The sequence below is a fragment of the Bradyrhizobium sp. IC3123 genome, from assembly GCF_020193625.1.
In the GTDB taxonomy this organism is placed as follows: Bacteria; Pseudomonadota; Alphaproteobacteria; order Rhizobiales; family Xanthobacteraceae; genus Bradyrhizobium; species Bradyrhizobium yuanmingense.
Genome location: NZ_JADYVF010000011.1, coordinates 98,371 through 111,244 on the forward strand (window position 1 = coordinate 98,371; position 12,874 = coordinate 111,244).

Here is a 12,874-nt window from a genome sequence, read left to right on the forward strand (position 1 = left end):
GAAGCCGAGCGCGCATGAGCGTCTTTGTCCTCCGACGTCTGTTGACTCTGCTGGCGACGCTGGTCGGCGCATCGCTGATCATCTTCCTGGTGCTGGACGCGCTGCCCGGCAACGCAGCGCAGATGCTGATGGGCGCTGATGCTTCGCCCGACGCGGTGCGCGCGCTCACCGTCAAGCTCGGCCTCGACCAGCCGCTGGCGGTTCGCTATTTGCAGTGGATCAAGGGCCTCCTCGTCGGCGATCTCGGCAATTCCTACGTCTACGGCACCCCGGTCGGCAGCCTGATCGCCGAGCGGCTGGTGCTGACCATTCCGCTCGCGATCATGGCCATGACGATCACGGTGACGCTGGCGCTCTCGGCCGGTATCTACACCGCCGCCAACCACAACAAGCTCGGCGATGTCGGCGTGATGTCGTTGACGCAAGTGGGCATCGCGCTGCCGAATTTCTGGTTCGCGATTCTCCTGGTGCTGCTGTTCTCGGTGCGGCTGCAATGGCTTTCGGCCGGTGGCTTTGCCGGCTGGGAGGACGGCATCTGGCCGGGGATCAGGTCGCTGCTGTTGCCCGCGATCTCGCTCGCGGTGGTGCAGGCCGCGATCCTCGCGCGCGTCACGCGTTCGGCCGTGCTCGAAGTGCTGCGCGAGGATTTCGTCCGCACCGCCCGCGCAAAGGGCCTCGGCAAGCGCGAGGTGCTGTGGAGCCACGTGCTGCGGAATGCCATGATCCCCGTGATGACGGTGATGGGCCTGCAATTCGCCAATCTGCTCGCCGGCACCATCGTGATCGAGAACGTGTTCTACCTGCCGGGCCTCGGCCGCCTGATCTTCCAGTCGATCGCCAACCGCGACCTGATCGTGGTGCGCAATTGCGTGATGTTGCTCGCCGCGATGGTGGTGATCGTCAATTTCGTGGTCGATGTGCTCTATGCCTTCATCGATCCCCGCATCAAGGTGCACGACCTGTGAGCGCGCCCATCACCATCGACGCGCCCGTCGCAACGCGTCCGCTGCCGGCGCGCACGTTCTGGCGCCGCGCGCTGCGCCACCGCAGCTTCGTCCTCGGTGGCACGCTGAGCCTTCTGGTGCTGGCTTCGGCACTGTTGTCGCTGGTATGGACGCCGTGGTCGCCTTACGAAATCGACATCGCCGCAAAGCTCCGCCCGCCCTCGGCGGCGCATTGGCTCGGCACCGATTCCTTCGGCCGCGACATCGTCTCGCTGCTGCTTGCGGGCGCCCGATCCACCATCATGGTCGGTGTCATCGCCGTCAGCATTGGCCTCACCTTCGGCGTCACGCTGGGCCTGATCGCCTCGGCCCGGCGCGGCTGGACGGAGGAGATCATCATGCGCTTTTCCGATTTCACCTTCGCCTTTCCGGCCGTGCTGTCCGCGATCATGCTCGCCGCCGTGGTGGGGCCAGGCATGGTGACCTCGATCGTCGCGATCGGCATCTTCCAGATCCCGACCTTGACCCGGCTGACGCGCGGCTCGGCCAATGCGATCTGGGCGCGTGAATTCGTGCTGGCGGCACGGGCGGCAGGCAAGGGGCGCTTCCGCATCACCATCGAGCATGTGCTGCCGAACATCCTGTCGATCCTGATCGTGCAGGTCACCATCCAGTTCGCGCTCGCCATTCTCGCCGAGGCCGCGCTGTCCTATCTCGGCCTCGGCACGCAGCCGCCGCAGCCGTCCTGGGGACGGATGCTGAACGATGCGCAGACGTTGCTGTTCCAGTCGCCGATGCTCGCGGTCTATCCGGGCGTTGCGATCGCAATCTCGGTGCTCGACCTCAACCTGCTCGGTGACGGATTGCGCGACCTGCTCGATCCCCGGCTGGCGCGGGAGCGATGACGATGGCCGAGTGCTCCAACATGCCGCTAATCGTGGTCGACAATCTCGGCGTTCGCCTCAACACCAGCCGCGGGCCAGCGCAGGCCGTGCGCGGTGTCAGCTTTGCGCTGACGCGCGGCGAGACGCTCGGGCTCGTCGGCGAGTCCGGCTGCGGCAAGTCGGTCACGGCGTTGTCGTTGATGGGGTTGCTGCCGGACAGTGCCGTCGTGACCGGCAGCGTCAAGCTGGACGGCGACGAACTCGTCGGACTTGCGGATTCCGACTATTGCCGCCTGCGCGGCAACCGCATCAGCATGATCTTCCAGGAGCCGATGACAGCGCTCAATCCGATGCACACGATCGGCACCCAGGTCGCCGAGCCGCTGCGCCGTCACAAGAATTATTCGGCGGCGCAGGCTCGTCGGGAAGCAATCGCCTTGCTCGACCGCGTCGGGCTGCCCGACCCCGCGCGTCGTGTCGATGCCTATCCGCATCAGTTCTCCGGCGGCCAGCGCCAGCGCGTCACCATCGCGATGGCGCTCGCGTGCGAGCCGGACCTGTTGATCGCGGACGAGCCGACCACCGCGCTCGACGTCACCATCCAGGGCCAGATCCTCGACCTCATCGCCGATCTCGTCGAGGAGCGCGGCATGTCCATGATCCTGATCTCGCACGATCTCGGCGTCATTGCAGAGAACGTCCAGCGCATGATGGTGATGTATGGCGGCACCGTCGTCGAGAGCGGCCCGACCGACGAGGTGTTCCGTCGCATGGGCCATCCCTACACGCAGGGCCTGTTCCGTGCCCGGCCCAAGCTCGGCGCGCGTAAGGGGACGCGGCTGAAGACGATCGCGGGCACGGTGCCGGAGCTCGCCGATCTGCCGTCCGGCTGCACCTTCTCCGATCGCTGCCCGCTGGTGATCGACCAATGCCGCGTCGCGCTGCCGCCGATGGTGGACGTCGGGCCCGGCCATTTTGCGCGCTGCATAAGAACGGACGTGTCGATGGCCGAACGCGTCGGAGCGCTGACCGCATGAGCACCGCGCCGCTTCTCGACGTCAGGGATCTCGAACAGCGCTACACGCTCCCGCGCGAGAGCCTGTTCCGTCCGCCGGGGCAGGTGCGCGCGCTCAACGGCGTCAGTGTGCAGGTCCGAGCCGGCAAGAGCCTCGGCATCGTCGGCGAGTCCGGCTCCGGCAAGTCCACCTTCGCGCGCGTCGTGATGGCGCTGGAGCGGCCGACCGCAGGACAGGTCGCGCTGCTCGGGCGCGATCTCAACCGCTTGCCGGCCGACGAGCTGCGCCGCGCCCGGCGTGATTTCCAGATGGTGTTCCAGGATCCCTACGGCTCGCTCGATCCGCGGCAGACCATCGCGCGGATCGTCGCCGAGCCGCTGACCGTGCTGGAAGGTGCCGACCGCACCACGTTCCGCGACCGCGTCGCCGCGGTGCTGCGCCAGGTCGGCTTGCGCGATGCGGACATGGAAAAATATCCGCACGAATTCTCCGGCGGCCAGCGCCAGCGCATCGCGATTGCGCGTGCGCTGATCACCCAGCCGAAGCTGATCGTTGCCGACGAGCCGGTCTCGGCGCTCGACGTCTCCGTGCAGGCCCAGGTGCTGAACCTGATGCAGGACCTCCAGGAGCAGTTCGGCCTGAGCTACATCCTGATCAGCCATGACCTCGCCGTGGTCGACTATCTCTGCGACGAGGTCGCGGTGATGTATCTCGGCCGCATCGTCGAGCAGGGGCGGCCAGAGGATTTGTTCGAGCGCTGCGCCCATCCCTATACGCGGGCGCTGCTGGAGGCGGTGCCGCGGGCTCGCGCCGGGGGTGGCCGCCGCCGGCGCGGGGCCCAGGCGATCGCCTCGCACTCGGCGGTGACGACCGGATGCCCCTATGCATCGCGCTGCCCGCTTGCCGACCAGCATTGCCGCGAGGTTCCGCCTGCGTTACGCAAGGTGGGCGAGGGGCACCTTGCCGCCTGCCACAAGGCCGAGGCTGTGATGGCGTTGCCGCAGGCGGCCATGGAAGGTTAGTGTCCGGGGCAGGATTGGCGTTAAGCTGGAAACAGGATTGGCAGGGGAGTTTGCGCATGTTCAGGAAACTATCGATCGTCGCCTTTGCCGCTGCGCTCGTCGCGGCGCCCTTGCCGGTGCTGGCGCAGAGCAAGAAGGACAGCGTCGTCATGGCGATGGCGCTGGAGCCGCCGGGGCTCGACCCGACCAATGCGGCCGCCGCCGCGATCGCCGAGGTCACGCTCTACAACATCTATGAGACGCTGACCAAGATCAACGAGGACGGCTCGGTCTCGCCGCTGCTGGCCGAGAGCTGGACCGCTTCGCCCGATCTGAAGACCTATACGTTCAAGCTGCGCAAGGGCGTCAAATTCCACAATGGCGAAGCGTTCGATTCCGCTGCGGTGAAGTTCTCGTTCGAGCGCAACGCGGCGCCGACCAGCACCAACAAGGACAAGAGCCTGTACCAGGCCTTCGAGAAGGTCGAGACGCCTGACGCCGACACCGTCGTGATCACCGTGAAATATTCCGAGCCGAACCTGCCGTTCCTGCTCGGGCAGGCGGGCGGCTCGATCGTCGAGCCGAAGAGCGCGGGCACCAATGTCACGCAGCCGGTCGGGACCGGACCGTACCAGCTTGGCGGCTGGGCTAAGGGCTCTTCGCTCACGCTGACCAAATGGGCCGACTACCGCAACGCCTCCGCGATCAAGCTGTCCAAGGTGACGATTCGCTTCATCTCGGATCCGGCGGCGCAGGTGGCGGCGCTGCTGTCGGGTGACGTCGATGCATTCCCGCGCGTCGCCGCGGCGCGCGCCTTGGCACAGTTCAAGGCGGATCCGCGCTTCACGGTGCTGGTCGGCGGCTCCCGGGCCAAGACCATCGTCGCCATCAACCACCGCAAGAAGCCGCTGGACGACGTCCGCGTCCGCCGCGCCATCCTTGCCGCGATCGACCGCAAGGCCATGATCGACGGCGCCGTCGACGGCTTCGGCACGCCGATCGGCAGCTTCTACGTGCCGGGCGCGCTCGGCTATGTCGACACCACCGGCATCAACCCCTATGACCCCGAGAAGGCCAAGAAGCTGCTCGCGGAGGCCGGCGTCACCACGCCGCTCGAATTGTCGCTCAAGCTGCCGCCGCCGTCCTATGCGCGGCAGGGCGGCGAGATCGCCGCGGCCCAGCTCGCCAAGGTCGGCATCATCGCCAAGATCGAGAACGTCGAATGGGCGCAGTGGCTGTCGCAGGTGTTCGCCGGCAATGGTCCGCACAATTTCGATCTCACCATCGTAAGCCATGTCGAGCCGTTCGACCTCGTCAAGATCACGGAGCCGGACTACTACCTCGGTTACAACAACGAGAAGTTCAACGCGCTCTATAAGCAGATCGTCTCGACGCCGGACGAAGCCGGCCGCGCCAAGCTGCTCGGCGACGCCCAGCGCATGCTCGCCACCGACGCGGTCTCCGCCTACCTGTTCCAGCCGCAGCTCATCACCATCACAGCCAAGAAGCTGAAGGGCGTCTGGAAGGACGTGCCGCAATACGAGAACGACTTCTCCACGTGGTATTGGGAGTAGGCGACGTCCGTTGCTGTGTCCTCTCCACGCATTGGAGAGGACAACTCAAAACAAAAACCTGAAAACAACCCCATGCACAGTAGCGGGGGTCAATCGTTTCAATGGTTTACACGTCGCGCCTGTACGATCGACGCGATTCGCCTAGAAGTTGACCCGTCGGGCAAAACACTGGCATGATGGCATGCTCGCGTCTCGTGGTGGAGATGCGCCGTCGGGCGAGGCAGAAGTGCAGAAATCATCCCGCCGCGATGCAGGCATTGCCGCGGCGGCCATCAGCGCCGAGGCGCCGATCTCCTTGAAGCTCGATCATGCGCCGATGAGCGATATCACTCATGCCTTGGCCAGTGGGCATGTCACGGCCACGGCGCTGGTCGAAGCCTATCTCGCGCGCATCGAAGCCTACGACCGCGACGGGCCCAAGCTCAACGCGGTCCGCGCGCTCAATCCCGACGCGCTCGCGATCGCGGGCAGGCTCGACGGCGCCGAGCCGTCGGCCGAGCGGCCGCTGGCCGGCATCCCGATCCTGGTGAAGGACAACATCGCAACCGGCGACGCGCAGCCGACCACGGCGGGCTCGCTGGCGCTGGAAGGCGCACGCGCACGCGACGATGCGACGCTCGTCAAGCTGCTGCGCGAGGCCGGCGCGGTGATCCTCGGCAAGGCGAACCTGACCGAATTTTCCAACATGCTCGCAATCGACATGTCCCACGGCTTTTCGTCGCTGGGCGGCCAGGTCAAGAACCCCTATGCGCCGGCGCCTGCCGACGATCACGGCATCCCCGTCGTGTCCCCGGGGGGCTCAAGCGCGGGCCCGGCGGTCGCGGTGGCGGCCGGTCTGTGTGCGGCCTCGATCGGCACGGAGACTTCGGGCTCGCTACTGTTTCCCGCCAGCCAGAACGGCCTCGTCACCGTGAAGCCGACCGTCGGGCTGATCAGTCGTGCCGGTATCGTGCCGATCGCGCACAGCCAGGACACCGCAGGGCCGATGACGCGGACCGTGCGCGACGCAGCGCTGCTGCTCAACGTGCTGGCGGCCAAGGACCCGCTCGACCCAGCGACGCAAAAGCAGCGGCGGCCGGCCGATTACACCGCCGGTCTGACCCGCGATGCGATGAAGGGGGCGCGCATCGGCGTGCCGAGCGACCATGCCGACCCACTGAACGACTGCTATTACGGCAAGCTGCCACCGAAGTCGGCCAAGCTGATGACTGAGGCGATCCAGGTGCTGGAGGATCTCGGAGCCGTCATCGTGCGTGCCAGCATGCCGACGCTTGGCTGGATCGGCGGGCCGGGCACGACCATGGCCGTGCTCAACCGCAATCCGCTGAGCGCCCACAAAGGCACGATCACCCGACCGCCGGTCGTCTTCCTCTACGAAATGAAGCACGACCTCAATCTGTATCTGAAGGATTGGGCGACCAATACGGACATCAAGACCATGGCCGACATCGTCGCCTTCAACGAGGCGAATGCGGGCAGGGCGCTGCGTTTCGGCCAGGACCACTTTCTCGCCGCGGAGATGACCAGGGGCGATCTCAGCGAGCGCGAGTACAAATCGGCGCGCGCCATGGACCTGCTCTCGGCCAAGACGCGCGGCATGGATGCCTATATGAGCCGACACAAGCTCGACGCCGTCCTGTTCCCCGGCGCATACGGCGCCGCAATCGCCGCCAGGGCGGGCTATCCCAGCGTCATGGTGCCGGGCGGGCTCGTTTCGGGCACAGACGACGGCAAGGACACGCCCGATTATCCGTTCGGCATTACCTTCGCAGGCCGCGCCTGGAGCGAGCACAAGCTGCTACGCCTGGCCTACGCGTATGAGCAGGCCTCCGCCAAGCGCAAGCCGCTGCCCGGCTTGCCGGCGCCTTAGAGTGCACTGTGCGTGCGCCGGTTGGTGCCGGTGGCATGCGCTGACAAATCCGTTGTCTGTTCTCACCGATATGGCGGACGTGCCGTCCTGCCCTGCGGAGGGCGCTTTGTGACCCGAAGGCGACATCGATCGGACGTCTAATCGGCCCTTCAACTCACCTGCGTGCCCTTGTGTTATTGTATCCCTTCCGGGAACTCGATGGAGGGAAGGATGGACATTCGATCGAAATTGACGGCGCTGTGTGAAGCGTTCAACGCGCACGACTTGGATTCCATCATGGAGTTCTTTGCTGACGATTGTGTCTTGGAGATGCCGAGGGGAAGCAAGCCGTGGGGCTCCCGCTTCGAGGGCAAGCGCAACGTACGAGACGGGCTCGCGACGCGCTTTGAAGGCTTACCGGATGTTCACTACGGCGACGCCGAGCATTTTGTGGATACGATGGCAAACACGGGCATTTCAAAATGGACGCTAACGGGCACTACCGGCGAAGGAAAAAAGATCGAGGTCCGAGGATGTGACTTTTACACTTTTCGCGCGGACGAAGTGATCCGCAAGGACTCGTATTGGAAGATTATTGAAGGACCTTCGTCAGCCTAACGACGCACATGTCCGAATGTGGCCCAGAGGTGCAGGTCCAGGCAGCGTTCTGTTGTCGGCTCATCGGGGAAATCGGAAGTAACCTGCGTGCCGACAATTGGCGCTCATGATCCATATCGGACTTACTGCCGTTCTCAATTTGTATATCCGATGGACTGGGCTTACCGGGGTAGGGGAGCCGATCTTACCTGTTCGCTAACCCGCAAATCTCCCAATGGACGTGACGTAAGACCGGACAGAGCTCGCCGAGCCTAAGCTTGACCTGTGCGCGCGCGGACGGCAGAGCGCGCAGGCAGATCGATTTCATACATTTCCTTTCCAGATCAGCCATCGGTAGACGCCGAACACGTTGATAAGTGTCACCACCACGTTTTGAACCATCAGCGCATATTCCGCTGTTAGATAGCCGACGACGATCCAGATCACCGATGCACCGCTCAGTACGACGAAGGCCCAGCCGGTAACGAGTGGCCGCGCCCGCGCAGCTAGGATCAGCCCGGCCCCGATCGTGCCGACTGTCGCCACCCAACGCAGGATTTCATCCATGACCCGTGTGCTCCCCGAAAGCCGACGTCGGAGCGTCGCTCCGCGATTTGCCTATACGGACGCAGTCACAGGCAGGCCGCCGGAGTGGAACTTTCCGTCTCGTGCCGACCACCATGCGACCCCCGCCCGAGCGACTTGGCTCCACAGTGGCGGCGGAAGGTCAGGGCACCACTGTGGTGATCCCGTGCGGTATCAACTCCGCTGCGCCGAAATCGGAAGCTCCTTTTTTCTCATCCCCGAACCGCGTTTCCATCAACCGGCGTGCGGCACATTGCCCCGGGCTGCCGAAATGAAGTCTGAGCCAAGGACTTATCTGCGCAACGAGCTGATCGAACGAGCGCGACTTCCGCTGTTGGCCCATCTTCCGTTAGGGCGTAGCGACGAGTTGTCCCGAGCGGGGTAAACCGGAAGCGCCCCGACTGCTGGGCAAACCGGCGGCTTTTGACCCGAAGCGGACCTCGCTAGATTTCTCTAAACTGCGAGCAAAGCTGCTAACTCAACGGAAGGTTTGCCGGGTGAATGATCCACCGGCCGGATCGGATGAGTAGCAGGATGATAGATCGCGCAGCACGCGACCAGCTTTCACGAAACCTTAGACACCTGATTGCCAACTCGATTACCAACGATCAGTTTGAACGAACTATGCCGGTGAACGACGGGGACCCAGCGATCTGGGCGATTACAGACATGTCGTGGCTCCTCTACAGCGATATGAAGGAGCATCGCTTGGTCGGACGTCACAGCCTCGATCCGGTCTGGAAACGCGAAGTGCTGCGCTGGATATTGTTTCTCGACGGCGACTTTGAGTACCGTTGGCGGAAGATTTCATTGCCCGGCCTCCACCCGATGCGACGCGCCCGCCCGATGTGGTGAGTTGGCACAATCCGATTTCTCACGATCGTGCCTCCGGCTTTCTTGCGGCTGGAGATTACAATGCTTGGCCGTTCATTTCCCGATCCGAGTACAAGCATGCGTTGAGGCATCCGAGACGTCTGGCCGGAAGGCCAAGGTAAGGGCCTAGTGGTAGCGTAGAGACAGCGTTCATCAGCGAAAATCTCGACACGGCCGAGCGATGTGCTCAGATTTCGAAGGCCGCGAATGATGAAACTATCCGGTCGATATTTGCCCGGATGTCTGAGCTGTATCGTGAGTTGCACGAGCAAGAGGAGAGGCTTGCGGATTGGAAGAGGCAGCAGGGTCCTACTTCAACATTTGATTTCATAGTCAAGAAACCTCGCGATTAGCGCAAGCTTTTGACCCGATGCAGACTTCAACCGCCGATTAGCTGCTCTCACGAGGTCTGCTCTTTAAGCGATACAGAAGCACCTCGTGGAGTTCGATCTTCTGCTCTTGACGAAAAATTTGCAAGAAAAACGAAAAGGCTTCAATGAGGAGCCTGACGGCAAACACAGTCTTGTAGGGTTGATGCGCGGTTCTTCTCAGTTGCGCCAGCTTGGCGAGCTTGCCGCCGAGCAAGCCGTTTTTGTAGGATCGGTCGTACCACACGGCGGCTCTCAACTGGTTCAAACGCCCGTCTCGGGACTGATAGTGCGTCGCGAGCCAAAACTGTGCGTTCCAATTACCTTTGACAGCGAGCTTGCGAAGTTCTCGAACCCCCTCCGGGACACCGCGAAGCTGAAGGAAGCGGGCTCGATGTAAGACGCCGTTCTCCTGACCAGATGAGGCGGCACGATCAAACCAGTTCCATGCCGTCACGAGATCGGGCGCAACGGCATCACCTCGGGCATACTCCCACGCGAGGGCCAACTGAGCGTCCACGTCGCCGGACGATGCAGCAGCGATCCATTCAGGAATCTTGCTACGACGCTTAGCGAGATTGTCAGCGCGGGTCGTTAGTGAAAGCCGCATCGTTCAAAGCAATATCCCTGCGATCCTCGGATTTTGTCACACAGGAAATTAAGGAAACACCACTCTGTGGCTAACAATTGGAAGCGACGTTTGTCCGCTTCTGGCCCTGAGCCGAACAATGCTGAGGCCATCAATGTTGGCTCTCAGAGCGGCGGCGGAGCCGTGCGTACCTCGACTGCTGCTTGTGGCCCCTTTCCAGACGCCGAACACTCAACGGAACGAGCCAGTTTCCGTGGTTGCCGAAGGGGCGAGATCGGCGTTTCGAAAGCGATCAGCGAGCGCAAAGACGTCCGCACGCTCGATGATCAGATCGCGGAACAGTCGCGCCCGGTGTGACATCCATTGCGGGTCGGGATAGACAATGTGCATGGGCAGCGGCGGCACGACGAAGTCGGGCAGCACATGGACGAGACGGCCGGCCGCGATGTGCTCGGCGGTGCACCAGTTCGGCAGCACGGCGACGCCTATCCCCTCCAATGCAGCCAGCGTCATCACGTCCGCATCGTCGCAGGTCATCGCCGGCGCGATGTCCACGACGTAACGGCCGGTTTCGGATTCGAACGTCCATTGATTCTTCTGCGACAGGCGTGAGTAGGTGACGCAGGGCATGCGGCGCAGATGATCCGGCAGCGAGGGCACCTGATGACGCGCAAGCAGCGCGGGCGACGCCACCAGCAACCGCTTAATGGTGCCCACCCGCCGCGCTACCAACGAACTCGAATTGAGGCTGCCGATCCGTATCGCAAGCTCGGTCCCGGTTTCGATGAGGTCGACGAACTGTTCCGTAAAACTGACGTCCAGCCGGACATCAGGATAGCGGCGGGTATATTCGGCGAAGATCTCACGGAAGAAGAAGCGGCCGAACGACGTCGGCACCGTCATCCGCAACGTCCCTGACGGAGTGCCGACCCGGCTCTGCGTCGGCGCGCCGGCGCTCTCGAGCAGCGCGACGATGTCCTTGGCGTATTTCAAGACGCGGTCGGCTTCGGGCGTCGGCCGCAGCTTGCGCGTGGTGCGCACGAATAGCCGGCAGCGAAACTCGGCTTCCAGCAGCGCGATGCGCTTGCTGATCGCGGGCTGCCCCAAACCGAGGTCGTCGGCGGCCTGGGTGAAACTCCCTGCCTCCATCACCCGGATGAAGGTCTGCAGCGCCTCGATCCGGTCCATTCATTCCTCGCCGGAATTTATATTATTCTGACCATTCCATATACGGTCATGGCGGGTCCGGTCTAGCCTTCCTCCGTTCAGGGGAGGAACGCGAATGAGCAAATCGATCGGCATTCTCGGGGCCGGCATCGGCGGCCTGCATCTGGCGCTCTACCTGCAGAAGCAGGGGATTACGGCAACCGTGCTGACGGATCGCGCGCCGGAGCAATATGCGGCGACACGGCTGATGAACACCGTCGCGCATCACAGCGTCACCATCGCGCGCGAGAACGAGCTCGGCGTGAACCACTGGGACGATCCCGGAGTAGTCTATCACCACCACGATCATTACTTCAATTTCCCGAACGGCGGGCTCCTGTTCCGCGGTGCTTTTCAGCGGCCAAGCCGCGCGGTGGATTATCGGATCTACCTGCCGGCACTGATGAAGGACTTCGAGGATCGTGGCGGCCTGATCGAATATGCCAGCATTCAGGATGACGACATCCCCGCGCTGGTCTCGCGCTTCGACCTTCTCGTCGTCTCCACCGGCAAAGGCGCCCTCGGGCGCATGTTCGCTCACCGGCCCGAACTCTCTCCGTACACTCGGCCGCAGCGCCTGCTTTGCGTCGGCCTGTACGACGGCGTTGATCACGGCAGCCCGGATGGCGACGATCCGCGCGGCGTCACCCTGTCCGTCTCGCCCGGCCATGGCGAGATGATCGTCATTCCCACGCTGAGCTTCGGCGGCATGAAAACGGCGCTGTTGATGGAAAACATTCCCGGCGGCGACATGGCCGACCTGGTCTCGCTCAGCTATGACGCCAACCCGGCAGCATTCCGCCAGACTCTTCTGGACAAGCTGGAAAAGCATCATCCGCACACCTACAACCGGATCGACACGCACCGCTTCGGGCTGGCCCAGCCGCTCGACCTGCTGCAAGGCGCGGTGGTGCCGACGGTGCGGCAGTCCTGGGTAGCTTTCGACGGCGACAAGCTCGCCATTGCCTTGGGCGACGTTCACTCCGTCGTCGATCCCTTGATGGGCCAGGGCGCCAACATGGCCTCATATGCGGCCTTCGAGCTCGGCAAGGCGATCGCCGATGCGGTGGCATTCGATGCGCGCTTCGTCGAGGACGTCGACCGTGCGCGCGAGAACCGCGTGCTTGCCGCTGCCCGCTGGACCAACATGATGCTGCAGCCGCCATCGGAAGCCATGGGCCGGCTGATCTTCGCCATGTCGCAGGACCGGGAGCTTTGCGACGAGTTCACCGAGAACTTCAATTATCCGGAGCGCCAGTGGGATCGTCTGGCGAGCGACAAACGCATCCACGCCTGGATCGATAGAAGCGGCAGGATCGCCGCCTGACGACGAACCGCCGTACGGACTCAGTTCCGCTCCTGGGCGGATGCTGAACCATGTCTGAGAG

Annotated in this window: 12 protein-coding genes; 9 read left to right on the top strand and 3 right to left on the bottom strand. The window is 63.5% G+C overall.

What is annotated here, in order from left to right; genetic code table 11:
• Positions 1 to 14 precede the first annotated feature (14 nt).
• The 7 genes from I6F20_RS28740 (at position 15) to I6F20_RS28770 (ending at position 7,886) form a co-directional block, all read left to right on the top strand.
• Positions 15 to 965 carry an ABC transporter permease gene (locus I6F20_RS28740; protein WP_036005490.1) on the top strand — a complete coding sequence of 317 codons (951 nt, stop codon included), beginning with the start codon at positions 15 to 17 and terminating at the stop codon, positions 963 to 965.
• Positions 962 to 1,849, top strand: a complete 888-nt coding sequence (locus tag I6F20_RS28745; protein WP_225128874.1) for an ABC transporter permease — start codon at positions 962 to 964, stop codon at positions 1,847 to 1,849. Before I6F20_RS28740 ends, I6F20_RS28745 begins: the two co-directional genes overlap by 4 nt.
• A gap of 2 nt (positions 1,850 to 1,851) precedes the next feature.
• Positions 1,852 to 2,865: an ABC transporter ATP-binding protein gene (locus tag I6F20_RS28750; RefSeq protein ID WP_225128875.1), complete on the top strand. Its 1,014-nt coding sequence runs from the start codon at positions 1,852 to 1,854 to the stop codon at positions 2,863 to 2,865.
• Complete coding sequence (locus I6F20_RS28755) at positions 2,862 to 3,866, top strand: ABC transporter ATP-binding protein (protein ID WP_225128876.1); 1,005 nt, start codon at positions 2,862 to 2,864, stop codon at positions 3,864 to 3,866. The genes I6F20_RS28750 and I6F20_RS28755 overlap by 4 nt, the downstream gene beginning before the upstream one ends.
• A 56-nt stretch (positions 3,867 to 3,922) precedes the next feature.
• Complete coding sequence (locus I6F20_RS28760) at positions 3,923 to 5,419, top strand: ABC transporter substrate-binding protein (protein WP_225128877.1); 1,497 nt, start codon at positions 3,923 to 3,925, stop codon at positions 5,417 to 5,419.
• A gap of 226 nt (positions 5,420 to 5,645) precedes the next feature.
• Positions 5,646 to 7,289 carry an amidase family protein gene (locus I6F20_RS28765; protein WP_225128879.1) on the top strand — a complete coding sequence of 548 codons (1,644 nt, stop codon included), beginning with the start codon at positions 5,646 to 5,648 and terminating at the stop codon, positions 7,287 to 7,289.
• A 210-nt stretch (positions 7,290 to 7,499) separates the two neighbouring features.
• Positions 7,500 to 7,886 carry a nuclear transport factor 2 family protein gene (locus I6F20_RS28770; RefSeq protein ID WP_225128881.1) on the top strand — a complete coding sequence of 129 codons (387 nt, stop codon included), beginning with the start codon at positions 7,500 to 7,502 and terminating at the stop codon, positions 7,884 to 7,886.
• A 303-nt stretch (positions 7,887 to 8,189) separates the two neighbouring features.
• Here the strand turns inward: I6F20_RS28770 and I6F20_RS28775 are convergent, their stop codons facing one another.
• Positions 8,190 to 8,432, bottom strand: a complete 243-nt coding sequence (locus I6F20_RS28775; protein WP_225128883.1) for a hypothetical protein — start codon at positions 8,430 to 8,432, stop codon at positions 8,190 to 8,192.
• Between the two features lie 552 nt (positions 8,433 to 8,984).
• Between I6F20_RS28775 and I6F20_RS28780 the strand changes: the two genes are divergently transcribed.
• Complete coding sequence (locus I6F20_RS28780; protein ID WP_225128885.1) at positions 8,985 to 9,305, top strand: hypothetical protein; 321 nt, start codon at positions 8,985 to 8,987, stop codon at positions 9,303 to 9,305.
• A gap of 408 nt (positions 9,306 to 9,713) precedes the next feature.
• Here I6F20_RS28780 and I6F20_RS28785 read toward each other — a convergent pair whose 3' ends face one another.
• Complete coding sequence (locus tag I6F20_RS28785) at positions 9,714 to 10,301, bottom strand: tetratricopeptide repeat protein (protein ID WP_225128887.1); 588 nt, start codon at positions 10,299 to 10,301, stop codon at positions 9,714 to 9,716.
• Positions 10,302 to 10,511: 210 nt separating this feature from the next.
• Positions 10,512 to 11,468, bottom strand: coding sequence for a LysR family transcriptional regulator (locus I6F20_RS28790; protein ID WP_225128889.1), 957 nt, complete (start codon positions 11,466 to 11,468; stop codon positions 10,512 to 10,514).
• Between the two features lie 94 nt (positions 11,469 to 11,562).
• On the opposite strand from I6F20_RS28790, the gene styA reads away from it, so the two are divergent.
• Positions 11,563 to 12,813, top strand: a complete 1,251-nt coding sequence (gene styA / locus I6F20_RS28795; protein WP_225128891.1) for a styrene monooxygenase subunit StyA — start codon at positions 11,563 to 11,565, stop codon at positions 12,811 to 12,813.
• Positions 12,814 to 12,874: the final 61 nt, after the last annotated feature.